Here is a 25,204-nt window from a genome sequence, read left to right on the forward strand (position 1 = left end):
GTAGTATTTTTTAGAAATTAAAGTTAAATCCGACGGTATATGTTCTTGGTCTCGGATAGAAATTATTATCAATCCCTGTGAAGTTTTCAGGATCCTGTCCTGTATAATTGGTCCAGGTGTATACATTATTTACGGAAGCATATACCCTTACGTTCGTACTTTTAAATACATTTTTGAATACATATCCCAGTGTAACGTTATCCAGCTTTAAAAAAGTAGCATCTTCCAGGAAATAATCCGAAAGGTAAAGATTATCTGAAATCGTGAATGGTGAATCTGCTGTAGAAGCCAATGTATTATTTAAATTCAAAGAATTTGAAGGGATGGTATAACTTTTTAACCCTTGTGCAATTTTTCTTGTATTATAAATAAGACCTCCGATCTGTCCGCGGAACGCCGCATTAAGATCCCAGTTTTTATAATTGAATGTTGTACTGAATCCATACGTCCATCTTGGTCTTATCGGTTTAAAATACCTGTCATTTTCATTGATTATACCGTCGTTATTACGATCTACATACACATTATCAAGTGGTTTTCCGTTAGCATCATAAACCTGTTGCAGCACCCATGCAGAATAAGGCTGACCACCCACCGTATTGGTAGCCAGTTTTACCCCTGTTCCTACCGGCAAGGTGCTATCCAAAACCTGAATGTTTTTAACATCTCCCAAGTCCAGAATTTTGGAATCATTATATCCGAAGTTTCCGGATACAGACCAATTAATATTCTCTGTTTTTACAGGAACAACCGTTAAATTAAGCTCAATCCCTTTATTTTCCAGAGAACCGATATTTTTTGTAAACTCATTGGTTAAACCTTGCCCTGGGGGCAAAGTAACTTTTGCCAGAAGATTGGTTGTTTTTCTCTGATAAACATCAACACTACCGGATATTCTTTCCTGTCTGAAAAATGAGAAATCAATTCCTCCATTCCATGTTTCTGCAGTTTCCCAAGTTAAATTAGGATTGAAAGGCAATGCGCTGTAAGTGCCTACGCCCGGAAAATACTGTGAATTTGATCCTCCAATCGAAAAATAGGCGCTTGAAGGATAAAATCCTGCAACACCAACAATGTCAGCATTACCTGTTCTCCCCCATCCTAAACGCAGTTTAAGATCATTCACATTGGCCGATTCTCTAAATAAATCTTTGTTTACTTTCCACGCAAACCCAACACCCGGGAAGTACCCCCATCTTTCACCTTTTTGGAACAGTGAAGAGGCATCTGCTCTAAAGTTTAACGTAAATAAGTATTTATCATAAAAATCGATATTTGCTCTTCCGATGAATGACTGTAAATTCAGTACATTATAATACCTGTTACTAGGATTTAAAATCGTTCCCGGATTTGGAACCCTTAAACCGGAAGCATCATCATATCTATATTGATCCTTATATCCGTCATTTTTGAAATTTTGGTAAGAATACCCTCCCTGAACAAGGAAATGAGAGAGAAACCCAGAGTATTTTTTTTCATAAACTAAATAGGCATCCATCGTCTGATTTACAATACTCTGATGCTCAGCGTAATCTACTCCAGGACTAAATACATAATCATTTGGCACCACAGAACTTTGTGGATTTCTGTATGTTGCAATGGCATTATTATCATAAACGGTTTTCAAATTAGATCTGGAAGCTTCCAATCCTAAATTAACAACCGCTCTCAAATCAGGCAAAAAATGAAATTTATAATTAATTTCCGCATTACCTAAAAACTTGGAAATTCTCTGCGGCGATTGCCGTTGCATAAGAATGGCTAAAGGATTGCTCTGCCCCTGAATAAGATACTGATTCCCCTTTAATACAACATTCTGATAATATCCTCCAAATCTATCGTAAGGCTGACCGGTTAAACCAGCATCTGAAATATAAACTGGTAAGGTAGGATTCATATTCAAAGCTCCTCCAATTGCTCCTCCATCGTCGATGGCATTCAGTTTTGAAAATAAACCCTTTAAGCTGAAATCAATTTTTAAATGGTTATCAAAAAAAGTAGGGGTGATATTTAATCCTGCAGAAAACCTTTCATAATCACTTGTTCTTACGACTCCTTCCGTTCTGTTATATCCTAACGATAAACGGGTAGGAACTTTATTGAATAGACTTCCGGAAACACTTAAATTATTATCTGAAGAAACAGAGTTTCTATAAATGACCTTCTGCCAGTCCGTATCATATATTTTTCCGGGTATTGTTTTATTATTAGGATCTCCTCCAACTCCTAAAAGATAATTGAAGTTTGGGTAATTTTGATTAATAAAGCTGGTAAATTCACCGGCATCCATCACATCAATGTATCTGCTTACCGTTCCTACGGAAACATTGGTATTTAGGCTTACCCTTAGCTTTCCTCCTCCTCTTTTTGTTTTGATAATAATAACCCCATTGGAACCTCTGTTACCATAGATGGCTGTGGCAGATGCATCTTTTAGAATGGAAAACGATTCAATATCATTTGGGTTGATTAAGTTTAAGGGATTCGCTACCCCAGCAGGATTGTTGGTATCAAGAGGAACACCGTCAATAACAATCAGTGGATTATTATTGGCGCTAAAAGATGATCCGCCTCTGATCCGGATATTGGGAGCAGCATCAGGCGAACCGCCCGAACTTGTAATTCTTACCCCAGGAGCTTTTCCTGCAATCAGCTGATCCGCAGAAACAATAGCTCCTTTATTAAAGTCTTTTTCAGAAACAGCAGTAATGGCGCCGGTTAAATCAGATTTTTTCTGTCTGCCATAACCTACCAGAACCACCTCATCAATTTTTTTCTCCTTGGTTGTAGAGTCCGTTTGTGCGTGGACCATTGCGCTGGCCAGTAGAAAGGCAGGCGCAATTTTTAATACCGTTGTAAAGTTTTTCACAATATTATTTTTATATAGTTTCGTTCAAGTTATTTTTAGCCGGAAGGCCTGATGCAATTTATAAAAAAAATATAATTAACTTAATTTTAATTAAAAATTACATAAATTTATGTAAATTAAAAGCGTTAATTTATTTAGTATTTTATTAATCAGTATGTTATATTAAAATATGCAAAACATAATATTAATATAATTTTAACAAAAAGTTAAACAAATGTTTAACTAAATATGACCTTTTCATCAATTTGGTTATCGTCAAAAGCCTTAATCTCGTTATCTTCTCTACTTTCGATGATTATCCTTATCTTTGTGTATCAAAAAACTTTACTATAAATGTCAAACAGAAAGATGATTACGGCGGCTTTGCCTTATGCAAACGGACCGGTTCATATCGGGCATTTGGCAGGTGTTTATATTCCTGCGGATGTATATGCAAGATTTCAGAGAAGATTGGGAAAAGATGTAGCGTTTATCTGCGGCTCGGACGAACACGGAATTCCCATTACCATAAGAGCTAAAAAAGAAGGCGTTACCCCTCAGGACATCGTGGATAAATATCATGATATCATAAAAAAGTCTTTTTCGGATCTTGGAATTTCGTTTGATGAATATTCCAGAACGACTTCCAAAAACCATTACGAAACCAGCCAAGACTTTTTTAAGGTGCTGTATGAAAAAGGGAAATTTACCGAAGAAATGTCGGAACAGTATTTTGACGAGCAGGCCGGAGAATTTCTTGCCGACCGTTACATCGTAGGAACCTGCCCGAACTGCGGCAATGAGAATGCTTACGGCGACCAGTGCGAAAAATGCGGTTCTACCCTTTCGCCGTCCGAGCTGATCAACCCGAAATCGATGTTGAGCGGAAACGTTCCCATTTTAAAAGAAACGAAAAACTGGTACCTGCCATTAAATGAATATGAAGATTTCCTGAACGAATGGATCATCGAAGGCCACAAGGACGACTGGAAGCCCAACGTATACGGACAGGTAAAATCATGGCTGAATGACGGATTAAAGCCGCGTGCCATGACGAGAGACCTGAACTGGGGCGTTCCGGTTCCGTTGCCGGGTGCCGAAGGAAAAGTACTGTATGTATGGTTTGATGCCCCGATCGGTTATATTTCGTTCACCAAAGAATGGGCGGAGAAAAACGGAAAAGACTGGAAAGATTACTGGCAGAGCGAAGAATCCGATCTGGTCCACTTCATCGGAAAAGACAACATCGTATTCCACTGCATCATCTTCCCTTCGATGATGAAGGCCCACGGCGATTATGTAATGCCGAAAAATGTTCCGGCGTTTGAATTCCTGAACCTCGAAAACGACAAGATTTCAACCTCCAGAAACTGGGCGGTCTGGGCTCACGAGTATGTGGAGGATTTCCCTGGACAGCAGGATGTGTTGCGATACGCGCTTCTGTCCTCCGCGCCGGAAACCAAGGATAATAATTTTACGTGGAAGGATTTCCAAGCTAAAAACAATTTTGAATTAGTTAATAAATTTGGAAATTTCATTAACAGAGTAATTTCTTTCACCAATAAAAATTTTGAAGGTAAAGTACCGGAAGGTAGCTTAGATGAAGAAAGCAAAGTAGCCATCAAAACCGGTATTGAAGAAGTTAGGAATTACTTAGAAAAGTATGAGTTTAGAAATGCTTTAAGTGCATTTATGAGGCTTGTTGATTATGGTAACTTGTACCTTCAGAATGCTGCACCGTGGAAAACAATAAAAGAGGATGTTAATGTTGCTGGTCAAGCAATGTTCGTCGGAGCACAAATTGCAGCTGTAGTCGCCCAATTATGCGAACCTTTTATGCCTTTTTCAGCAGAGAAATTATTTGGATATTTTAATATCGAAAAAAAGAATTGGGAAGACCTGCGAAATTCTGAAATACAAATTGCAGCTGGACATAAAATTGAAAATGCACCGCTTTTATTTACCCCAATTGCAGACGACGTCATTGAAGCGCAAATCCAGAAGCTGGAAAATACCAAGCAAAACAATAAAAAAACCAATCCTAACGCGAACCCTATGAAAGACAAAACCACCTTTGATGATTTTACGAAAATCGACCTGAGAACCGCAACTATTTTAGAAGCTGAAAAAGTGGAAAAAGCAGATAAATTGTTAAAACTGACCGTTGATACAGGCGTTGATGTAAGAACCGTTGTTTCAGGGATTGCAGAAAGTTTTACCCCGGAAGAAGTGATCGGAAAGCAGGTGATGATTTTACTGAACCTTGCGCCGAGAAAGATCAGAGGCATCGAATCCCAGGGAATGTTGCTGCTGACCACCAAACCGGACGGGAAACTGTCTTTCGTAACACCGGATGACAGCAATGTAGAAAACGGAATTGAGATCGGGTAATTTTTAATAATTATATTATAAAAATGGGCATAGATTGCCCATTTTTTTATCTGCGATGGTACAGAAAAAAGTTTTAAAGAAGCTTACCGATCCGGAACTCGAGCGGTACTTACGGGAAGACAGCCGGTTCACGCCGGAGGCGATTAAGCTGGCCGCTGAAATTCTTGAAGAAAGAGGCCGGATTTTTACAGATGATGAAAAATTCCGTATCCGGGAACTTATCAGGACAAAAGATGAAGATGAAGATCGTAAAAGACTGGAGCAGGAAGAATTGCATAAAGACCACATTACTGAGGATCCTGAAGCCATCCGGCTGCACTCCAGAGAACTGATTATGCTTTTCGGCCTTTGCCTGGGGTTTATTTCCGGTGCAATTATTCTGAGCCTGAATCTCTTTAAGCTGAAAAAGTACAGGGAAGGTGCCGGCATTATTTTTCTGGGTATTGCGTATTCCATCATCCAGTATTTCGGAATCCAATTAATGTATGAAGCAGGAACCTCCGGAAAAACCACGGTTTTTAACCGGAGTCCTGAATTGTTGTTTGCCGTTACGGGATTTTTACTGCTTTATTTCCTATGGCTGGAAACCCTAAAAAAGCTGCCTTATCGTAAGAATTCATTATTAGTCCCGGTTATTATCGGATTGTTATCCGTTTTTTGAGCTACCTGAACTATTACGGATACTCCCCATCTTATCTCTTCGTTATTTTGGCCAGATAAGAATCCTCTTCCTGCAAAACTTTTTCAATCTTAAAGCCGTTATTTTCAGCCGCATTTTTCAGGGTATTGAAATCAAGATACAGCCATTTGATAGGGTCTTCGGATTCGCCTTTGTAATGGACAATATAATCCAGTTCCCCATAATAGCCTTCCGCCGGAATATAAACTCCGCCGTCTTCGTCGGCATCAAACATATACAGGATATCGGTGCTGTCGATTAAAATCTGTCCTTTGGGATTCAGTAAACCGTAAAGCTTTTTCAGGTAAATATCGATCACGCGGAGGCTCTGGAAAATTCCAGTTCCGTTCATTAACAAAAGGATGGTGTCGAAAGTTTCGCCCGAATAATGAAGCATATTTTCGGCAACCGCTTTCTTTACGCCTCTCAGTTTACAGACTTCGATGGATTTAGGAGAAATATCCAGTGCCGTGACGTCCAGATTCCGCTCATCCTGAAGATACAATGCATGTGAACCGGCGCCTGCTCCGATATCCAGGACTTTTCCTTCAGCCATCTTCAGGGCTTTTTGCTCAATCTTATTCATCTGATTAAAATCCCGGAACAGGTAGTTTACCGGGAGCTCATCCAAATCGGAAATGGAAGTTTCGGTCTGCAGGTCCTCGGGATTTTCCTTGTGGTAATAGTCCCGGATGGCCTTGCCCATTAGATCTTTCATAGGTTTTATTTATAATGGCAAAGATAAAGGTTGAATTTTTATGAAAGGCCATTTTACCTGATCAATCTATCCTTAATCAATTCTTTTATTTAACCCGCTTTGACCATCTGATATTTCCGCAATGACTAAGGTTATCAAAATCACCTGATTCCTAGCCCCAATAGAAACGGCATCCTTTTTTGTTGCGGATGGAGCAAAGCGCAGGCCGTAACAAAAAAGATACAGTGGATAGCGGGAAACAGCTCCTGACAATTATGGTAATTAGCAATTGGTGACGAATAATGAGTAATAAATAATGGGCAAAATTATATTATTACAAACGCAAAGCCCCACTTTACAATGTAAGATGGAGCTTTGCTGAATGAAAAACAAGGTTTCTTTACAATGCAGTTCCCGCTGCATCTTTTATTTCTTCCGATAATCTTTTTCTTTCGCGGAGCCTTCTCCGGGCAATCACCGATTTTCCGCTGAGCAGCCTTACAAACCTGCCCGTAATAAACCGTTCCCTTCCGAAATGATGGGTAAGAACGTACACCAGAATCACAAAGCCTGCAACAACAATGTATCCGAAAATCTTTTTATTGGCGGCGATCATCGCATTCAGCTGGATGATTTTCAGGTTGGCGGCCACATTCTGGGAAGTTACCGTCATGCCGTCCATGTATACTGCAAGATTTCCCAAGCTGACGATCTGAAACTGATACTGGAACCATGAGAACAGGGCCGAAAACAATCCGATCGTCAGGAAGGTTCTCCAGACTAGAGCCAAGCCGATGGCCGCGAGCATATCGTCCAGCTCCAGCTTATCCAGGGTATAAAACCAGACCGAGATAAACAGGGCCGTCATGCCGTATCCTTTTAAGAACAACGGCAGGTACCAGTTATCATAACTGAATTCCAGCACCATCGAAAAATACATAATGACCGAATAGCCCAGCATGGCTGCAAATCCGGAAAAGATATACATCTTCAAGGGCTTATCCTTTTTGAACCAGAAGACAGCAATGGTTCCGGCCAGCAGAATCCCGGGGATCATCAGCAGGTTCAGCCGGGCGTTGGTCAGCTGATCATACCCGAGAACACCCACCGCAAAAATATTCTGAAGCGATGCCGTTGCCATGAACATTCCCAGACAGAGCAGCATAAACAGGCCGTGCAGCACATTGTTTCTGGAGAAAATCTTAAAAGAGAGATACGGTCTTTTCAAATGCGTCTGCCGGATCACCAGAAGGGCAAAGCTTACGAAGGCGGCAATACCTGCATTGATAATTTTTGTTGAATTCAGCCAGTCCTGTTGTTTCCCGAAGGCAAATACATAGGCCGAAAACATAAAAGTCGATACGAAGAGCAGGATGCTGAGCCAGTCTATATAATGCAACGGAACTTTCAGCGCAAAATATTGGTTGTGCATAAAAATCCACTGCAGCAAGGCCATGACAAAGCACAGAACCGACACAACGATAAAAAACTGCTGCCAGTTGTACAGAACGGAAACCTCAACCGCCCAATAGCCTGCCAGCTGGTTGATAACAAGAACAAAACCATAAAATACCCCGTAGAACATCCCCCGGTTCCCAATCATGGCCATCACCGGCAAAAATAATTCGATGGAAACAATCATTTTACAAAAGCCGATCAGCAGCGCACTCGCGATGATTACCGAAGGTTCCGTGGTCGTTGCATTGATGTAATTCAGGAGGCCGAGCAAAACCATGACCAGCGTGATCTTATCCCGTACTTTAAACCGCATCTTCAGCCTTAAAACAATGGGCATCGCGGCTCCCATCCCGATCGTCGTGGCGTAATTCGCCCAGATATAATATTCCGAAAGTGCACCGGTACCGCCCACCATGTAGCTGATGTTCCCCGTATACACACCGCCCAGCGGCATCACCACCGCCATCAGGAGGACGATGAGTAAAAGCTGAACGGGTTTTGGTACCCAATCGTGGTATAATCCTTTGTTGTACATGATATTTTTGTTGTGAATGGTCAATGGTCAATTGTGAATTTAAAATTGACTATTCACCATTGACAATTGACTATTATTTAATATTTACGTTAATGTTCATCCCTGCGCTCAGCTTATTGATGTCTTCTTTTTTATTGGCAGCGGTAAATTCGATACGCACCGGGATCCGTTGCTGGACCTTGATAAAGTTTCCGGTGGAATTATCCGTCGGAACGCTGGAATACCTTGAACCGGTAGCCGCAGAAATAGCCGTTACCACGCCCTCAAAAGGTTTTCCGCCCAATGCATCGGCCGTCATCATCATTTTTTCACCGATCTTTATATTCGGCATCTGGCTTTCCAGGAAATTGGCCGTTACCCATTTCTGTCCGTTGAGGACGATGGTAGCCACCTGCTGTCCCGGCTGGATCAGCTGCCCTTCCGAAATCGTTCTTCGCCCCATCACCCCGTCATAAGGCGCGGTAATCACCGTATAAGAAAGGTTGATCTTCGTCATATCCAGGGCAGATTTTGTTCTTTTAATCTCTGCATCGATGATCCCGAATTTACTCTTCACTTCCGTGGTAGAAAGGTTAGCTGATCTTTTTTGATTGATTAACGTCTCATAAGCTGCTTTCTGGGCATCGTATTCGGTTTTCACCTGGTCGTACTGCTGTCGGGTCACCGCTTCGGAAGCCAGCAAATTTTTATACCGGTTTAAATTCTGTTCAGCATTCCAGAGGCGGGCTTTGGCACCGACCATATTGGATTCCATGACATTCACATTATTGGAAACGGTGTTTACCGATGAACTGGTTGCCGCACGCTGGGCCAGGGCGTTCTGATAAGCCGCTTCTGCCTGCCCGATCTGCGTCAGAATCTCACGGTCGTCGAGGATTAACAGCGTATCGCCTTTTTTTACCTTCTGGTGCTCAATAAATTTAATTTCTTTGATGTAAGCCGAAACCCGGGTGTTGATCGGGTTGATGAATTCCTCCACCTGCGCTGCTTCCGTATAGGTTTTGTCGCCGATATGGAAGTATTGGGCAATCAGCCAGTAAAGTCCGAAACCGATCACGGCAAAAACGACGATGTTGGAAACGACTGCTTTTATTTTATTTTTCTTTCTTTCTTTTTTGTTGGCCGCAGCTCCGGTGTTAGCGGGAGTTTGCGGTGCGGGTTGGGTATTCTGTTCCTTGTTTTCCATTATTTTGAGTTTTAAATTAAAGGGTTCCGGTAGATTTTAAAAGATTGTAGTACTGATACAGTACGTTGATTTCCGCATTGGCATAATCAAGCTCCGACTGAAGCTTCTGGTTCTGGGCATCGGTCATTTCCGCCTGCACCGCCAGTTGGTTGAGGTATTTGGCTTCGGTAATTTTATAGTTTTCCTTCGCCAGTTTCCTGGCATCATCCAGAATTTCAGCCTGCTGGATGGCTTCCTGGTATTTTACATAAGCTGCATTTACGGCCATGTCCACATTCTGTTGGGTCAGCGTCAGGGCATCACCGGCCTGGTTCTTCTGGATTTCCCCGAGTTTCACCCTTTCTTTTGTCTTATACAGGTTGTCGATGTTATAGCTGATGGAAATCCCGGTCTGCCATCCTCCCGAATACATATCCAGCACCGGATTCCTCGTAGTGATGGGGCGTTGGACCGAATATCCCCCGAAACCTGCTACGGTAGGCATTTTATCCGTCTTGATGATGTCGATGTTCTTATCAGCGACTTCAATATTGGTTTTTGCTGATTTTAAGAGCGGGTTGCTTTCACGGGCAAGGTTCATATAATACGGCATTCCGATTCCCGCTTCTTTGATGTCGAGGCTTTCCACAGGAACAATCTCGGTATCTTCCGGCAATCCCAGCGCGAGATTTAAATTGTAATTGAGGATCTTTCTGTTATTGACCAAGGTTAAAATTCCCTGGTCCAGATTTTTGATCGCCAGTTCACCACGGATGACTTCATTCCGCGTCACCATTCCCTGCTGATAGAATTTCTGAATGTTTTTCAGCCGCTCCTGTGCCAGCTTTTTATTGTTCTGAAAAACTTCCTGCTGGTTCAGAATTTTATAGACATCCAGATAGTTGGAAATCACCAGAAATTTTACATCCTGTTTGTTCTTTTCCAGGTCCAGCTCCGAAAGCAGCTCACGAAGTCCGGCCAATTCGATGGACCTGTTGACCAACCCTCCTTTAAAAATCAGCTGGGTAGCCTGAACTGCATAGGAACTTCCGTAATGCGGCATCGGGATATTTGTCGTATTGGAAAAATCTTTGTCTATGGCTACGGCATCACCCAGATAAAACTGACTGGTCGAAGCGGTGATCGTAGGAAGCTTCTGAAGCTTTACAATGTTTTTGCTCTGTCTCGCAATGTCGATGTTCTGTGCCGAAACTTTTAATTGCTGATGATTCTGTACGGCGAGTTCGGCTGCCTCACCGGCAGTCATCTGTTTTATTTCCTGTGCAAAAAACAGCGCAGGAAATAGGGCTATCGCGAGGGATAGCGCTGTTTTTATGTTCTTAACCATTTTACCTTGTTTTACGGATACAAAGGTAAAGCGGCAAAAAGCTCAAACAAATGTTTAATAATTGGAAAAAGATGTTCAAATGTAAGATTTTAGCTTTCGAACTGATTTCTGTACTGGGAAGGACTTTCGCCCAGATGTTTTTTAAAAAAATGGGAAAACGAATATGGGTCACTGAATCCCAATATTGAAGAAATCTCCGAAACAGGCTTATTAGAAGAATTCAGCAATACCTTTGCTTCATTCATAACGATCAGGGCAATCACCTGGCTTGCAGACTTGCCTGTGACTTCCTTTACCACGGCCGACAGATGTCTGGTTGTAATCGATTGACGTTGCGCATAAAACTCCACACTGCGCTCCGAATGGTGGTATCTGGCAATATCGTTCAGAAAAATAAAAACAATCTCCTCCTGTCTCGACATCTGGCTCATGGAATTGCTGTCTTCCTTAGAAATGATTCCGGCCATCTGATAACAGAAAACGGAAAACAGGTGCTCGACAATTTCCTTTTTGTAAGTCATTTCCGTCTCCGAATCCAGAATATATTTAAGGAAATTAACGCTCTTCCATACCACTTCCATTTCAGCCGGTTCAAAAGGAACCCCGATATTCATCTGCTGCCTGAAATAGCGGTAGGTAATTAAACGATTGAATTTCAAAGACAAAGCTGAAATAAATTCCCGTTTATAAGAGACCATTCTCGACTGGAAATCGTCGCTGACGGAAATCATTTCGTATACCGTCTGCGGATCGGTGACCATAAACATATTTGCGGAAAGCTCAAGATCACGGAAATGCTGCTTGAGCTTAATGGTTCCGGTCTTCACAAAGATAAATGCAGGGTTATCAGGACGGAACGGCTTATCAACCGCTATCCGGTCGAAGATGTTATGTTGCGTAAAAATCTCAACGCCGAATTTTTCCAGGACAGACATAAGACAAATGTAAGCAATCTCTTCAGCGATTGCAAAAATTTATTATTTTAGTGCTTTCCAAATGACCGATATGAGAAAGATCGATTTACTGTTTGCAGAATACGCCGAAAGCCATAGGAATGCCACCAACAAGCTGATCCACTGGATCTGTGTACCGCTGATTTTCTGGACGATTCTCGGGTTTATTTCCATTATCCCGTCCAAGGCCATCGGGTTCCGGTACATCGGCGAAATCAGCTATGTGAGTTTTGCAGCCATTGCGCTGGTTACGATTTTTTACATGAGGCTTTCCGTGCTGATCAGCCTGATGATGTTCTTCGTTATGATTTTAATGGAGAGCTTTGCTTACGGAATCAATATCCGTTTCAAAGGAGATTCCTGGATGGTGTACCTGTCGGTTTTCATTGCTACCTGGATTTTACAGTTTGTCGGTCATAAAATCGAAGGCAAAAAACCATCCTTCATCAAAGACCTGCAGTTCCTTCTCGTAGGACCAATCTGGCTGCTGAGCTTTATTCTGAAGAAACTGGGAATCAGGTATTAGAGCCCGAAGATGGGTGCAGGATGCTGGAAGTTAAATACTGAGGGTCAGAGAATAAGGTCTTATAATAATTTTCAAACCATGAGTTTTGAAATATCTCCCATCTTTACTGTATCAATCTTCCAAAGCATAAACGGCAAAACTAGCCAGCCAGTGGTCGCCACCGTAATTTCCCTGAAAAAGCAGAGGCAGGGCGTTGCTTAAAAATACATCAGCTGTTTTTCGGAATTCTTTTTTTAACGAATGTTTATCCGGAAGCGATTTCGCGATTCCTTTCATGCACCACGCTTTTGAAAAAGAAAGCCCGACCAGGTGAACGGTCTGATAATCTGACAGATCGCTTACCAATGGAATCTTCTCAATGTTTTCAAGGCTCCTTTTTTCATAAAATTTATTCAGCCAAGCCACGAACTCTTTTTGTGGCAGCACCCTACGCATCAAATCGGCAATTTCCAGGCTGGGCGAAAAGAAATCCGATCCGTCCGGTTCCAGATAAGCAGGCGTTTTGGTATTGTTCAGATAAAAATATTTGGCTTTCTCAACCAGTTGTTGTTCAAACTCTTTATCACCGGTTGCCCGTGCCCAATCCAGTGCAAAAACCATCGCAAAGGCCGTGTTCGGGTGAACGCCCGTCCGGTTGGGATACGTCTGTTTCGGCAAAAAGGTTTTCCAGGAACTCAGGATCTTGTCGGTCAGCGGCTTCAGGTTCTGATGCCATATTTTGGCTTTCGGATGGTTCCAGGTTGCCAGTTCCTCATCTAGCTTTAAGAGCCACGCCCACCCGTAGGTCCTTTCAAAAGTTCCGGTTAACTGATATTTGGTGAAATAATCGGCCTCGATCTGCAAGTTTTCTTTTTTAAAGGAATTATCAAGGATTGCTTCGATTTCTTTCGCCACGGACAAATTGGGTTTCGTCTTCAGCAGACGCACCAGCATCCAGTGGCCGTGAACCGAGCTGTGCCAGTCGAAACAGCCGTAAAAACTTGGATGCAGGTCTTTCGGACTCAGCGGAACTTCACTGGCCGTATTGATAATATGGGCAGTCTTGTTCGGATATTCCTGATTGATGCAGTGCAATGGTTTCTCAGAAAGCTTTACCGCCATCTCGTCGGTAAGTTTCGGACCTTCCTGGGCGAACACTAAAAACGGGGAAAACACAAAGGCTAGAAGACATTTTTTCATGTTTTAAAAATATAAAATTATTGTCAACTTTACGCTCGCCTGAAAGAATATTAATCATGCGTAAAAGTTTACCCCATAAGAGTTTTTCGAGCACAATTTTTGATGTAACTGATGAAAACTTTTATTCATGAAAAAATTACTTCTGTGCTTCTGTTTTTTAACCCTGATCCATTGCAGGAAAAACGAATCCCAATCCTTTGACGCCGCCAACCTGGTAGATGTGGTCGAGGAAGATAAAATGATGTCTGCAAAACCACAAAATGCTGAGATACCACCACCTCCTCCTCCACGAGAAGAAGAGCCTCTCCATGCTGTTGCAGACAATTCCGATTCTGATCAAAACCATCCTGTAAATACCCAAACGGTTTCAAAAAAGATTATTAAGAATGGGGATATGAAAATCCAGGTGGGAGATGTTCAAAAAGCCAGGGAACAAATAAATACCATTCTCAAAAGCAACAAAGCATACCTCCAGAAAGAAGAATTTCACAATACGGATATTGATGAAAACCTGGATCTGACGATCCGGGTTCCGCACCAAAATTTCGATGCCCTGATCAATTCATTTTCAAACGGCATCGGCTCCGTTCTGTCCAAAAACATATCGTCTGATGATGTCACGGAGGAGTACACCGATGTTTCGATCAAGCTTGCCAACAAGAAAATTTACCTTGAAAAATACAGGGAAATGCTGAAAAGCGCCAAAACTACAAAGGACATGCTGGAAATCCAGGAAAACATCCGCGCTTTGGAAGACGAAATCGATGTATCGGAAGGGCGGCTCCGTTTTATCGACGACCGCGTAAACTACAGCACCCTCAACCTGAGCCTGTATAAAGAAAAAGTAAGAAGTTCAGCGACATCACGAATCGGTTTCGGAAGCCGATTCGGAGATTCTTTAACGAAAGGCTGGAACAGTTTTGTGTCTTTCCTATTAGGCATTATTTCGTTGTGGCCATTCTTCCTGCTGATTCCTGTTGTCGTGTTTCTGTGGAGAAAATGGAGGAACAGGAGGAAAAAATAACTTATAAAACGGCTTGAAGAGGGATGCCGGATGATGCGAGCTTTTCTCGCAGTTTTTGCAGATTAATTCCAACAAAATAAGCTCTCTATTAAAAATACTTTAATAAGATAAATTACAAACCGGCGTGAGATTTATTTAACGCAAAGTCTTTACTTTTCGGATGCATATTCCAAGGTAGCAAATAAGAAATCAGCACGCTGGTTGATAAAGATTACGGATCCGCTTCGCGCAGCAAATTTATTTTCCTTAACCACCTAAAACCAGCGGGATGAGACCTCTATCTTTGCATCGAAAAATTCCTTAAAAAAAATCGGCGCCATCTGCAAATCGGCGTGAGATTATGAAAACCTATTTCCCCAGCACAAACACCGCCGGGATCTTATGAAGTTCCGGCTTTTGCTTTTGCCATTCTTTGATGGTTTTTGTTTTGATGAATTCGTGCTCCGGATCATTGATGTTTGCGGCGATGCAGAGCTTGGTATTCGGTGAAAGGAATTTCGTCAGGTCTTCGAAAAGCGCATTGTTTCGGTAAGGGGTTTCCATAAAGATCTGGGAATACCCGGTCTTCTGAACCTGGCTTTCCAGTTGCAGGATCTGTTTTTTCTTTTCTCCTTTATCAATCGGCAGGTAACCGTGGAAGGTAAATTCCTGCCCATTGAAACCGCTCGAAATCAAAGCCAGAATGATAGATGACGGACCGGAGATCGGGACGACACGGATGTTTTTCTCGTGGCACCACTTCACCATCAGGTTACCAGGATCGGCAATACAGGGAAGCCCGGCTTCGGAAAGCAAACCGAAATCCTGCCCTTTCAGCATCAGCTCCTGCGCTTCTTTAATATCGGCATTTTCCGTGTACTTATCCAGAAGAAAAAGCTTCAGGTCGGATTGTTTTTTCTCCGGCGCGAAAAACTTCACCACCTTTCTTGCTGTTTTATCATTTTCTACAAAGAAATAATCCGTCTGCATGATATAATCCTGAATGACGGGTGCAAAATGGGTAATGGAAGTATTGTCCGAAAGATAGGCAGGAAGTAAAAAAAGCATATTGGAGTATTTTTTATTTAAGATCGAATGATTGTTGTTAAGGTAAAATTTGTTCGGCAATTTTGTTGCAGCCCGCTTCCAAAAGCTGAAAGACGTGGTCGAATTCATCCGCTCCGCCCCAGTACGGATCCGGAACTTCAGCATTTTCGTGGTCTCCCAAAACTTCCAGGAAAAGCGAAACTTTCTGTCTCTGTTTTTCGGTTCTGGCTTTCGATACGACATCCGCCATGACATCGATGTCCATACAGTAGATTTTATCAAACTTTTCAAAATCCCCGGCTGTAATAGGTCTCGATCTCTGCTTTGAAATGTCAATTCCATGAAGGGCAGCCGTTTCGACAGCTCTTTTATCGGGATGCTTGCCTTCGTGCATAGAAATGGTTCCGGCAGAATCAATCAGGAAACCTGCAGGAACTTTCGTCTTCATAATTCCTTCTGCCAGCGGGCTTCTGCAGATGTTTCCGAGGCAGACCATGAGTATGTTCATTATTCAAATTATTAAGCTACAAAACTAAATAAAAAATGAAGAATAAAATTATTCTCCATTTTCTATATTTATATTATGTATTCTTACTGTCTGATTCTTTCGCCCAACTCTTTTACATATTTTTTGATCTCTTTATCGATTTTCGAAACATCCTTGATGGTATCACAGGCATACATAACCGTTGAGTGGTCTTTCCCTCCCATTTCAGCACCGATCTTAGTGAAGGTGGAATTGGTAAGTTCTTTGGAAAAATACATCGCCAGCTGTCTCGGAAGCGCAATTTCTCTTTTTCTGGTTTTAGAAAGAAGCTGCTCTTTTTTGATTCCGAAATAATCGCATACCACATCCTGAATGTAAGGAATATTGATGACCTTTTTCTGGGTAGCTGCAATTTTACTGATAGTCTCTTTAAGTAATTCAAGGCTCAGATCCGTTTTATATACGGTAGAATAAGCAATTACGGAGTTGATAATCCCGATCAGTTCTCTTACGTTGGTCTTTGCTTCCGCCGCAAGGAAATCGAGCATGTCATCAGGCAGAACGATCCCGTCTCTGCTTAATTTATCTACGATAATCTTCTTACGGGTGGAAATATCCGGAGATTTGATTTCGGCCGAAAGTCCCCATTTGAAACGGGAAACGATCCGGTCCTGGATGTCCATAATATCGGCCGGCGCCTTATCGGAAGTCAGGATGATCTGCTTTCCGTTTTGGTGCAAATGGTCGAAGATATGGAAGAAACTGTCCTGCGTGGCCGATTTTCCGGAAAGGAACTGAATATCATCGATAATCAGTACATCCACCATCTGGTAGAAATTGGCAAATTCGGTCTGTTTATGTGCTTTTGCTGCTGAAATGAACTGCTGGATAAATTTTTCGGAAGAAAGATACAGAACGATCTTATCCGGAAACTGGTTTTTCACTTCCAGACCAACCGCCTGGCCAAGGTGGGTTTTCCCTACTCCGTAACCTCCGTATAAAAATAAAGGGTTGAAAGCCGTAGCTCCCGGTCTTTTGGCAATCGATCTCGCTACGGTAGCGGCAAACTTGTTGCTCTCCCCTTCTATATAATTGTCAAAAGAAAAATCCGATTTCAGATTGGAATTGATATTCACTTTCTTGATTCCCGGAACGACAAAAGGATTAACGATATTGGATGAAAAACCTTGCGGCATCGTTTCCTGCACTTTTGGTGTCGGCGTGCTTTTGCCTTTCATATTCATGGTAATCGGCTTCTCCACACCCGCAGGCTTGTTTTCGATTACGGAATACCATAATTTCACTCCTTTTCCGATATTTTTTTTCAGGGCAGCAGAAAGAAGGGACAGGTAATTATCCTCTATATATTCCTTGTAAAAATCACTCGGAACGATGAGCGTAAGGTTATTATCCACTAAAGAAAGCGGCTGTACCTTATCGAACAGCAGGTCGAAAGATTTTTCAAGTTTTTTCAGGTCAGAACTATCTTCAGCTGCGTTAAGATTATCGCGCATGAACTGAAGGCACCTCTGCCATATCATCATTAAATTTTCATCCATAAAATATGCCCTGATTAATTCTTTGTTAGTACTTCTTTTAGAAGGATGACAAAGGTCCATAATTTTTATTTTAAAAAAAAATTTTGCACTTATTGATTATTTAAAAATATATTTGTATGTATAATCAAGCATTAAAAATGATACACACAAAACACTCATTACGAGTACGTTATGGAGAAACAGACCCAATGAAATACGTTTATTACGGCAACTATGCCGAGTATCTTGAAATCGGAAGAGTGGAGCTTTTCCGAAGCATAGGAATGTCCTATAATGAAATTGAAAATCAAGGAATTTGGCTGCCCGTTTCGGAGTATAAAATCAAGTATCTGAGACCTGCTTTTTATGATGAAAAACTGGAAATCCACACTTATATAAAAAAAATACCGGGAGTAAGGATCGAATTCGAGTATGAAATTTTTAATGAAGATCACGTAAAAATTACAGAAGCTTCAACTACCCTTTTTTTCCTCGATGCCCAAACGAAAAAGATCGTAAAATGTCCGGATTATCTTATGGAGCTGATTAAGGCTAACTGGAATAAATAATTTTGAACCCGAAACAGGAAGAAGGTTTTTAGCTTTTAAAGACAGCTAAACAGAAATAATATATTATCTTGCATCCTTCGCCAAAGTACTATTTAAAAGAAAGATTCATGAAGATTGCCTATTTAGGCCCGCAGGCCAGTTTTACCCAACTCGCCGCGAGCCAGCTTTTCCCAAAAGCAGAACTTTTACCTCAAAACAATATACTGGATTGCTTTAGTGCCGTTGAATGCGGGGAAGTTGACCAGGCAGTCGTTCCGCTGGAAAACTCAATTGAAGGTACCGTGTCCATGACACTGGATTATCTTTATAAAACTCCCGACATCAGGATCGAAGCTGAAGCCGTTATGCCGATTGCCCATCACCTGATGGTTCATCCGGACTGCAATATAGAAAGTCTGGAAAAAATTTATTCCCATCCGCAGGCACTGGCACAGAGCTTTCATTTTCTTGACTCCGGATTTAAGGAGATTCCCAAGCAGGAATATTCTTCCACCGCAGCGGCGGCGAAACACGTTTCCGAAAATCCCGACAGAAACCTTGCCGCCGTGGCCAATCAGTTCGCTGCAGATCTTTACGGACTGAAGATCATCCGCCGGAACATTCAGGACATCGAGCAGAATCATACCCGATTTATTATCATTTCCAAACGGCAGAATCTATATCTTAACAATGAACTTGAAGTATCAGGAGAAAAGTCCGGACTGCTGATCACACTTCCGGAAGATCATCCGGGAGGGCTTCATCAGGTACTTTCTGTTTTTGCATGGCGGAAAATGAACCTCAGCAAAATAGAATCCAGAACCTTGAAAACGGGACTTGGCAACTATTTCTTTTTCATTAATGTGACCGGTACCTGGGAATCGGCCTTACATCACAATGCACTGGCAGAATTGGCAGCTTTAGGAGCTGACACCGTATTTTTAGGAAATTACAAAGAATTTCTTCTGAAAAGCTGACAAAATTTCATTCCACGCTAATCCAATCCCATCTTCACAGGATCTATTTATAATAATTCAAATTTTCAATCGCTGTTCTGATGTATGAACAGATCTCTTAATTTCTCTTTCAGCAGGGAATCAGGAGTATATCTCTTATATATATTTCTCCAATTATAGATCTATAATATTTTTTAGAAAAATTTAAACAACAAATAACTATAAATTTAATAATATCACACAAATCAATATAAAAGATAAAAATTTTTAATCTAAAATAGCATTTTGCATGATATTTGATGCATTTTTCATGAAAAACTATCTGAGAGTAAACCTCTAATTAAAATTAAATTTTTATGAACATGAAAACTAAAATTTGCAGTGCCATTTTAGCACTAATGGCGCTCCCTTTTGCGGCCCAGAGTGGTGCAGTAGGTATTAATACTACCACTCCGCAGGCAACCCTTGATGTAAACGGAAATTTAAAGATTCGCCAAGTTCCTACTGCAGCATCCACCACGGGTTATCAAATTCTTGCCGTCAACCAGAATACCGGTGGTGATTTTGAAGTGTCTCAATTAAATCCTCAGCTTATTGCAGATCTTGCGACTTCCGGAGGAACTACAGGTGTTGCCGCTTCGTTATATGCAGCAAGAAAAACATCCGGTTTAACTTTGGTGGCTTTAGGAATTTTCCCATCAGGCTTCCAATCTGTTAATTTTGTAAATGCGGAAAGAACAGTAGGATCAACCGCCGTTTTTACGGATAGCGACAACACATACAATGTACCGAGCACTGGAGTTTACGCTATTGGGTTCAGTTTCCGTTACGGAACGGGAATTCAGGCAGCCTTGCTGGCAAACGCACCCGGTGCAGGGATTGTAAGAACCAGAAACGGGGTATCCACACTGATCGACAGCAGATCTTTCAGCGGAGCGAATTTAGGACTTCTCAGCCTTACGATTTCGGAATCCAGCCTGAATTCATTATATCCTTTACAGGCCGGTGATAAGATTTCCTTCGGACTTATAGGATCTTCGTTGCTGGATGGCACTATCCTGGGTAGCAGTACGAGTTCTTTTTATATTTATAAAGTATCAAATTAAAAATCAATTTATTTATCAAAAGAAAAATTTTACAACCTGATTACTAACCGTGTTAATCACTATATCTTACTTTAATCCGCTACGCAGTGTAGCGGATTATTTTTTTCGGCTGTAAACATTTGATTATATTTGATAAACCAATCGTTCAAAATGGCATATGCAATTATATTTATCGCTGTAATAGTACTCTGTATTCTCAACAACTATCATCAGAGACTCAAGAAACTGGAACGGGAATTTGAAGAATTGAAACTGAAAATGACTGAAGAAGACCTTACTGAGCATTCCCTGATATCAAAAAAAACAAATACTTCTTCTGAGAATCGGATTGAACAGCAAGTTACTGTATTGCCACTATCAGAGTCTCCTAAGAACGAAGTTCCTGTGAAAAAAGAAAAAGACAAGCTCGCCCCTGTGTTCGAATTTTTAAAACAGAATGCCCTTACCATTGTTGGTATTTTTACACTGGTGTTAGGCATTGGCTATTTTGTGAAATATGCCATCGACAAAAACTGGATTGGGGAAACCCCACGGGTAGGAATCGGATTTCTGGCCGGCGCTGTCATTATGGGGATCGGGCATTTCCTTAGAAGAAATTATGCTGTTTTTGCATCCATTATTACCGGAGGCGGGATTGCAGTCCTCTATTTCACAGTTACCATTGCCTTCCGGGAATATCAACTGTTTTCACAGGGAGCGGCCTTTACGGTAACCTGTTGTATTACCCTGCTGTGTATCCTGCTTTCATATTATTATAAGAGTGAAATTCTGAATATTTTTTCCCTGTTCGGAGGATTCCTTGCCCCTTTAATGATCAGTTCAGGGGAAAGCAATTATCTTTTTCTGTTTGCCTATCTTACGGTCTTAAATATAGGCATGCTGGCCGTCGTATTTCTTAAAAGCTGGAAAAGCGTAGGCTGGATCTCCTTTATCCTTACCGGCATTTATCTTGCGTCCTGGACAGCAGAAAAAACAGAAATGCTAAGTGTATATTTTTATATCATTACTTACATTATCTTCTATCTTTTTGCCCTGCAGAATTATTTTAAGAAAAACCTCCTGCTTCCTTATGATATTCTAATGCTTGTGCTCATTAATTTCACATGCATCATCGGTTTGGTGTATATTTTTGAGACGCTGCAATATGAACCGGTAATTATTTTCCCTGTGATTTTTGCGTTGGTTAACCTCATCCTTCTTTACAAGGAATATTCGGCAAAAAAATTCGGTACCAGTTATTCCGTTTTTGCTGGTATTACGGTAAGCCTTATAACCGCTGCCGTTGCTTTACAGTTTAAGGCACACCTAATAACAAGTGTCTGGGCAATTGAGGCAACCCTGCTGCTTTTTATCTGGAAAAAAACCAACCTCAATATTTTCAGAATATGCTTTTATATTCTTTTTCCTTTGGTGATTATCGCCCAGATTGTTACATGGACCGAATATATTGAAGCAAAAGATCTTGCTGCAATTTTCAATCCGGTATTCCTAACAAGTACCGTAACGGTGATCTCTACTTTTGTCAATTTAATTTTGCTGAGAAAACTTTCAGATCGTCAGGATCAAAACAGTAATTTCTTCGAAAATCTTTTTACCGTTGTCAGCTACGGTATTATTTACATTGCCCTTTTACTGGAAGTCGTTTACCATATTTCAGAAAAACCTTGGATCATTATTTTCGGTACGGCAATGCTTTACAGCCTGTTTTTTATCTTCCTCATTCTGTTATTTAGGAAGAAGCTTGAAATCGATAAAATTCTCAAGACAGCACTATTTTATGTATTTTTCGCACTAATTATCTTCAATACTCTGATTTCCGGTCCCGGAATTGTGACCCAATATTTACAGAATAAAATTCCTTTTACTTTATATTGGGCTTATCTTTTATATTGGATTCCCTTTATAACCATTCTGGTGAATATTGTACCGAAATCGTATTTCTTACAAATGAAACTTTCGTACTGGTGGGTTTCCCTGGCATTCATCACAGCTGTAAGCGGCGAATTGTACAATATGTATGTACTTTATAATGCCAATACGATTTTGGAGACCCCTTTTCTTACTAAACATTTCAGCCTTCTTTATCTTCCGATCATCTGGGCGGTTCTGGCCAGCCTTTTCCTTTATAAAGGATTAAAAACTGAAGTTTCAGAATATAACAAAGTTGGTTTTGCCCTTATTGCAGTTACCGTATGCAAACTGTATGCTTATGACGTATGGAAAATGGATAACGTATCCAGAATCATCGCCTTTATTATGCTGGGCATTATCTTATTACTGAGTTCATTTCTGTTTCAGCGGGTAAAAAAGATCATCAAGAATATGGTAGAAAAAAAGCAAGAAAGCAACGATTCCGAAATATCATAAAACAGATTATCTTTGGCTTATAATTATATTATTGTAAAAATTTATTTACATTTTATAAAAAATAACTATATTTATAGCGTTTTTAATAGTTATCTATTCCTAAGCCATTATGAAAAAATTATTATACTCTTTTTTACTGTTGTCTTCGGCAACATTATTTGCCCAGAAGAATACATCAACACGATTTGCAGTTGCCAATGATATTGTTGGAACGGTGGATATGTTCAGTAACAATCTTAAAGGTTACGTGCAAAGCTCACGTACATTTAGATCTTCAGCAGAGCTTCCTCAGAATCTGAAAAAATTCGGGAACATTGCGGACAACGGCCTGGTGGAATATAAACTTAAATCCGGATTAGGTACTTTGGACAGACTTTCTCTGGCTGATCTTAATACGCAGTATAACCTGGCAAAAAACACACCTGTTCTTATCGACGGTTATGAATTCGCCAATACAGATACACTGGTATACGGCGACATACTGAGAAACGTTAAGGTGGTCGACAATAACGGAAGCAAAACAGTTTCCGTATCCACACAAAAGTAATTTTCACATCATATTTACATGAAAAGGATACCCTTGTGGGGTATCCTTTAGTATTTACCGTTCCATTTCTTTTTGAGTTCTTCGTAAATTTTCTTTTCGGTCGCATTATTTCCCGGCTCATAAAGCCTGGCATCTTTTATTTCTTCCGGCAAAAAATCCTGGTCTACAAAATTACCGTCATAGGAATGCGCATATTTATACTCCTTTCCGTAATCCAGGTCTTTCATCAGCTTGGTAGGTGCATTTCTCAGGTGCAGCGGCACCGGAAGATTTCCCGTTTTCTTTACCAAAGCTAATGCCTCATTGATCGCCATGTAAGTAGAATTGCTTTTCGGCGAAACGGCCAGGTACACTGCTGTTTCACTGAGAATAATTCTCGCTTCCGGATTTCCGATTACATTGACGGCCTGAAAACAGCTGTTGGCCATTACCAGAGCGTTCGGGTTGGCCAGCCCAATGTCTTCCGATGCCAGGATCAACATTCTTCTGGCAATGAATTTAATATCCTCACCACCAGCCAGCATACGGGCCAGCCAATAGACCGCACCGTTGGGATCGCTCCCACGCATTGACTTGATGAAAGCCGAAATGATATCATAATGCTGTTCGCCATTTTTATCATAAAGAGCCATCGTCTCCTGCAGTACTTCCAGGACATCTTCATTCCTTATCTCCGATTTACCGGAATTCTTGAACTGGTTCAGCACCAGCTCCACCGAATTGATCAGCTTCCGGGCATCTCCTCCTGAATACTGGATCAATGCTTCTTTTTCAGCAATCTTGAAAGCCGTGTTTTCATCCTGATTAAATCTTTCCGAGGCTATATCGATCAATTCTTCAAGCTTTTCGTACGTCAGTGCTCTTAAAATATACACCTGGCTTCTGGACAGCAGGGCCGAAACCACTTCAAAGCTCGGGTTTTCCGTAGTGGCCCCGATCAGGACGATCCAGCCTTTTTCTACGGCATGAAGCAGCGAATCCTGCTGGGATTTGTTGAAACGGTGAATTTCATCGATAAACAGGATCGGCGATTTCCCGGAAAATAGGTTCTGCTTTTTCGCATCCTCGATTACGTCGCGTACATCCTTTACACCGGAGGAAACGGCAGAAAGCTTATAAAACTTCCGTCCGGAATTTTCGGAAATGATCTCAGCAAGCGTCGTTTTGCCAGTACCCGGAGGCCCCCAGAAAATCAGGGAATTAAGGGAATTGTTCTGCATCATTTTCCGGATTGTTCCTTTTTCGCCCGTAAGATGTTCCTGCCCCAGCACGTCATCCAGGGTTTTCGGTCTCAGCTTTTCAGCTAATGGTATATTTTGATTCAAAATGTTTAAGATTTAAAGTACAATAAATTTAATAGAGACATCCAAAACGGCAGAGGTTTCCCGGATTTATCCTGTTGAGATCAGTAAATCGACAAACACCGGAATTGATCCTTCGAACAGACCTTTACCGAACTGAAACTTCAAACAAATTTAAACTAATTTTCAATTTTTTACCCTATTTTTGCACTGTTTTGAAACTTACATTCAATAAAATCATTACTTTTCCTTTGGTAATCTTCATACGGCTTTACCAATGGTTTATCTCGCCGCTGCTTCCTAAAAACTGCCGTTATGAGCCGACGTGTTCGCATTATATGGTAAAGGCACTGCAGGTTCACGGGATTTTCAAAGGATTCTGGCTGGGTGTAAAAAGAATTTCAAGATGCCATCCTTGGGGCGGTAGCGGGTACGATCCTGTGCCGCCTAAAAAGTAACATTTAAATAAACAAACTATTAAAAAAAATAGCAATGAGTAATATTTTTTTCAGAATGTATCTCGTC

General features: G+C 41.1%; 21 protein-coding genes. 10 read left to right on the forward strand and 11 right to left on the reverse strand.

Annotation, left to right across the window (positions count from 1 at the left end):
- Positions 1 to 10 precede the first annotated feature (10 nt).
- Entirely contained in the window at positions 11 to 2,869 is a 2,859-nt protein-coding gene (locus ACED20_RS07440) for a SusC/RagA family TonB-linked outer membrane protein (RefSeq protein WP_378104060.1), read from the reverse strand.
- Between the two features lie 333 nt (positions 2,870 to 3,202).
- Here ACED20_RS07440 and metG point away from each other — a divergent pair, with 333 nt between their 5' ends.
- A complete protein-coding gene (metG, locus tag ACED20_RS07445) occupies positions 3,203 to 5,239 on the forward strand; it encodes a methionine--tRNA ligase (protein ID WP_378104061.1) in 2,037 nt (678 codons plus the stop codon).
- Positions 5,240 to 5,273: 34 nt separating this feature from the next.
- Complete coding sequence (locus ACED20_RS07450; RefSeq protein ID WP_378104062.1) at positions 5,274 to 5,900, forward strand: hypothetical protein; 627 nt, start codon at positions 5,274 to 5,276, stop codon at positions 5,898 to 5,900.
- Between the two features lie 31 nt (positions 5,901 to 5,931).
- On the opposite strand, the gene ACED20_RS07455 is transcribed toward ACED20_RS07450, so the two are convergent.
- From ACED20_RS07455 to ACED20_RS07475, 5 genes are all read right to left on the reverse strand, one after another.
- The gene (locus ACED20_RS07455) at positions 5,932 to 6,636 is read right to left on the reverse strand and encodes a class I SAM-dependent methyltransferase (RefSeq protein WP_378104064.1); all 705 of its coding nucleotides are present in this window, start codon (positions 6,634 to 6,636) and stop codon (positions 5,932 to 5,934) included.
- A 379-nt stretch (positions 6,637 to 7,015) separates the two neighbouring features.
- Entirely contained in the window at positions 7,016 to 8,608 is a 1,593-nt protein-coding gene (locus ACED20_RS07460) for an MFS transporter (RefSeq protein WP_345767705.1), read from the reverse strand.
- Between the two features lie 73 nt (positions 8,609 to 8,681).
- Complete coding sequence (locus tag ACED20_RS07465) at positions 8,682 to 9,794, reverse strand: HlyD family secretion protein (protein WP_378104066.1); 1,113 nt, start codon at positions 9,792 to 9,794, stop codon at positions 8,682 to 8,684.
- Positions 9,795 to 9,810: 16 nt separating this feature from the next.
- Positions 9,811 to 11,121 carry a TolC family protein gene (locus tag ACED20_RS07470; protein WP_378104068.1) on the reverse strand — a complete coding sequence of 437 codons (1,311 nt, stop codon included), beginning with the start codon at positions 11,119 to 11,121 and terminating at the stop codon, positions 9,811 to 9,813.
- 89 nt (positions 11,122 to 11,210) lie between these two features.
- On the reverse strand, positions 11,211 to 12,056 hold the full coding sequence (locus tag ACED20_RS07475) for a helix-turn-helix domain-containing protein (RefSeq protein WP_378104069.1): 846 nt from the start codon (positions 12,054 to 12,056) through the stop codon (positions 11,211 to 11,213).
- Positions 12,057 to 12,126: 70 nt separating this feature from the next.
- Between ACED20_RS07475 and ACED20_RS07480 the strand changes: the two genes are divergently transcribed.
- Complete coding sequence (locus tag ACED20_RS07480) at positions 12,127 to 12,600, forward strand: DUF962 domain-containing protein (RefSeq protein ID WP_378104070.1); 474 nt, start codon at positions 12,127 to 12,129, stop codon at positions 12,598 to 12,600.
- Positions 12,601 to 12,711: 111 nt separating this feature from the next.
- On the opposite strand, the gene ACED20_RS07485 is transcribed toward ACED20_RS07480, so the two are convergent.
- Positions 12,712 to 13,779: a DUF2891 domain-containing protein gene (locus ACED20_RS07485; RefSeq protein ID WP_378104072.1), complete on the reverse strand. Its 1,068-nt coding sequence runs from the start codon at positions 13,777 to 13,779 to the stop codon at positions 12,712 to 12,714.
- Positions 13,780 to 13,906: 127 nt separating this feature from the next.
- On the opposite strand from ACED20_RS07485, the gene ACED20_RS07490 reads away from it, so the two are divergent.
- Positions 13,907 to 14,803 (forward strand): DUF4349 domain-containing protein, encoded by an 897-nt coding sequence (locus ACED20_RS07490; RefSeq protein WP_345767700.1) that lies wholly within the window; start codon positions 13,907 to 13,909, stop codon positions 14,801 to 14,803.
- A gap of 348 nt (positions 14,804 to 15,151) precedes the next feature.
- On the opposite strand, the gene ACED20_RS07495 is transcribed toward ACED20_RS07490, so the two are convergent.
- The 3 genes from ACED20_RS07495 to dnaA all read right to left on the reverse strand — a co-directional run bounded on the left by ACED20_RS07495 (position 15,152) and on the right by dnaA (position 17,875).
- Entirely contained in the window at positions 15,152 to 15,850 is a 699-nt protein-coding gene (locus ACED20_RS07495; protein WP_294202345.1) for an SAM-dependent methyltransferase, read from the reverse strand.
- Between the two features lie 37 nt (positions 15,851 to 15,887).
- The gene (locus tag ACED20_RS07500) at positions 15,888 to 16,337 is read right to left on the reverse strand and encodes a low molecular weight protein-tyrosine-phosphatase (protein WP_294202346.1); all 450 of its coding nucleotides are present in this window, start codon (positions 16,335 to 16,337) and stop codon (positions 15,888 to 15,890) included.
- An 83-nt stretch (positions 16,338 to 16,420) separates the two neighbouring features.
- Positions 16,421 to 17,875, reverse strand: coding sequence for a chromosomal replication initiator protein DnaA (dnaA, locus tag ACED20_RS07505; protein WP_294225752.1), 1,455 nt, complete (start codon positions 17,873 to 17,875; stop codon positions 16,421 to 16,423).
- Between the two features lie 137 nt (positions 17,876 to 18,012).
- Between dnaA and ACED20_RS07510 the strand changes: the two genes are divergently transcribed.
- The 5 genes from ACED20_RS07510 to ACED20_RS07530 all read left to right on the forward strand — a co-directional run bounded on the left by ACED20_RS07510 (position 18,013) and on the right by ACED20_RS07530 (position 23,378).
- Entirely contained in the window at positions 18,013 to 18,423 is a 411-nt protein-coding gene (locus ACED20_RS07510; protein WP_294202349.1) for a thioesterase family protein, read from the forward strand.
- Between the two features lie 107 nt (positions 18,424 to 18,530).
- Positions 18,531 to 19,379 (forward strand): prephenate dehydratase, encoded by an 849-nt coding sequence (pheA, locus tag ACED20_RS07515; protein ID WP_378104074.1) that lies wholly within the window; start codon positions 18,531 to 18,533, stop codon positions 19,377 to 19,379.
- 341 nt (positions 19,380 to 19,720) lie between these two features.
- Positions 19,721 to 20,464: a hypothetical protein gene (locus ACED20_RS07520; RefSeq protein WP_294225749.1), complete on the forward strand. Its 744-nt coding sequence runs from the start codon at positions 19,721 to 19,723 to the stop codon at positions 20,462 to 20,464.
- A gap of 150 nt (positions 20,465 to 20,614) precedes the next feature.
- Positions 20,615 to 22,831 (forward strand): DUF2339 domain-containing protein, encoded by a 2,217-nt coding sequence (locus ACED20_RS07525; protein WP_378104075.1) that lies wholly within the window; start codon positions 20,615 to 20,617, stop codon positions 22,829 to 22,831.
- A 109-nt stretch (positions 22,832 to 22,940) separates the two neighbouring features.
- On the forward strand, positions 22,941 to 23,378 hold the full coding sequence (locus ACED20_RS07530; protein ID WP_294202355.1) for a hypothetical protein: 438 nt from the start codon (positions 22,941 to 22,943) through the stop codon (positions 23,376 to 23,378).
- A 47-nt stretch (positions 23,379 to 23,425) separates the two neighbouring features.
- Here the strand turns inward: ACED20_RS07530 and ACED20_RS07535 are convergent, their stop codons facing one another.
- Complete coding sequence (locus ACED20_RS07535) at positions 23,426 to 24,703, reverse strand: replication-associated recombination protein A (RefSeq protein ID WP_294225743.1); 1,278 nt, start codon at positions 24,701 to 24,703, stop codon at positions 23,426 to 23,428.
- 191 nt (positions 24,704 to 24,894) lie between these two features.
- Between ACED20_RS07535 and yidD the strand changes: the two genes are divergently transcribed.
- Complete coding sequence (yidD, locus tag ACED20_RS07540) at positions 24,895 to 25,137, forward strand: membrane protein insertion efficiency factor YidD (protein WP_294202359.1); 243 nt, start codon at positions 24,895 to 24,897, stop codon at positions 25,135 to 25,137.
- The last annotated feature ends 67 nt before the right edge of the window (positions 25,138 to 25,204 follow it).

It is taken from the genome of Chryseobacterium sp. sg2396 (assembly GCF_042610505.1).
Taxonomy (GTDB): domain Bacteria; phylum Bacteroidota; class Bacteroidia; order Flavobacteriales; family Weeksellaceae; genus Chryseobacterium.

What these genes read in the sequence shown, in the direction of transcription:
- metG (WP_378104061.1), top strand. Translation starts at nt 3,203, where the DNA reads ATGTCAAACAGAAAGATGATTACGGCGGCTTTGCCTTATGCAAACGGA.
- ACED20_RS07455 (WP_378104064.1), bottom strand. Translation starts at nt 6,636, where the DNA reads ATGAAAGATCTAATGGGCAAGGCCATCCGGGACTATTACCACAAGGAA.
- ACED20_RS07460 (WP_345767705.1), bottom strand. Translation starts at nt 8,608, where the DNA reads ATGTACAACAAAGGATTATACCACGATTGGGTACCAAAACCCGTTCAG.
- ACED20_RS07465 (WP_378104066.1), bottom strand. Translation starts at nt 9,794, where the DNA reads ATGGAAAACAAGGAACAGAATACCCAACCCGCACCGCAAACTCCCGCT.
- ACED20_RS07470 (WP_378104068.1), bottom strand. Translation starts at nt 11,121, where the DNA reads ATGGTTAAGAACATAAAAACAGCGCTATCCCTCGCGATAGCCCTATTT.
- ACED20_RS07475 (WP_378104069.1), bottom strand. Translation starts at nt 12,056, where the DNA reads ATGTCTGTCCTGGAAAAATTCGGCGTTGAGATTTTTACGCAACATAAC.
- ACED20_RS07480 (WP_378104070.1), top strand. Translation starts at nt 12,127, where the DNA reads ATGAGAAAGATCGATTTACTGTTTGCAGAATACGCCGAAAGCCATAGG.
- ACED20_RS07485 (WP_378104072.1), bottom strand. Translation starts at nt 13,779, where the DNA reads ATGAAAAAATGTCTTCTAGCCTTTGTGTTTTCCCCGTTTTTAGTGTTC.
- ACED20_RS07490 (WP_345767700.1), top strand. Translation starts at nt 13,907, where the DNA reads ATGAAAAAATTACTTCTGTGCTTCTGTTTTTTAACCCTGATCCATTGC.
- ACED20_RS07495 (WP_294202345.1), bottom strand. Translation starts at nt 15,850, where the DNA reads ATGCTTTTTTTACTTCCTGCCTATCTTTCGGACAATACTTCCATTACC.
- ACED20_RS07500 (WP_294202346.1), bottom strand. Translation starts at nt 16,337, where the DNA reads ATGAACATACTCATGGTCTGCCTCGGAAACATCTGCAGAAGCCCGCTG.
- dnaA (WP_294225752.1), bottom strand. Translation starts at nt 17,875, where the DNA reads ATGGATGAAAATTTAATGATGATATGGCAGAGGTGCCTTCAGTTCATG.
- ACED20_RS07510 (WP_294202349.1), top strand. Translation starts at nt 18,013, where the DNA reads ATGATACACACAAAACACTCATTACGAGTACGTTATGGAGAAACAGAC.
- pheA (WP_378104074.1), top strand. Translation starts at nt 18,531, where the DNA reads ATGAAGATTGCCTATTTAGGCCCGCAGGCCAGTTTTACCCAACTCGCC.
- ACED20_RS07520 (WP_294225749.1), top strand. Translation starts at nt 19,721, where the DNA reads ATGAAAACTAAAATTTGCAGTGCCATTTTAGCACTAATGGCGCTCCCT.
- ACED20_RS07525 (WP_378104075.1), top strand. Translation starts at nt 20,615, where the DNA reads ATGGCATATGCAATTATATTTATCGCTGTAATAGTACTCTGTATTCTC.
- ACED20_RS07530 (WP_294202355.1), top strand. Translation starts at nt 22,941, where the DNA reads ATGAAAAAATTATTATACTCTTTTTTACTGTTGTCTTCGGCAACATTA.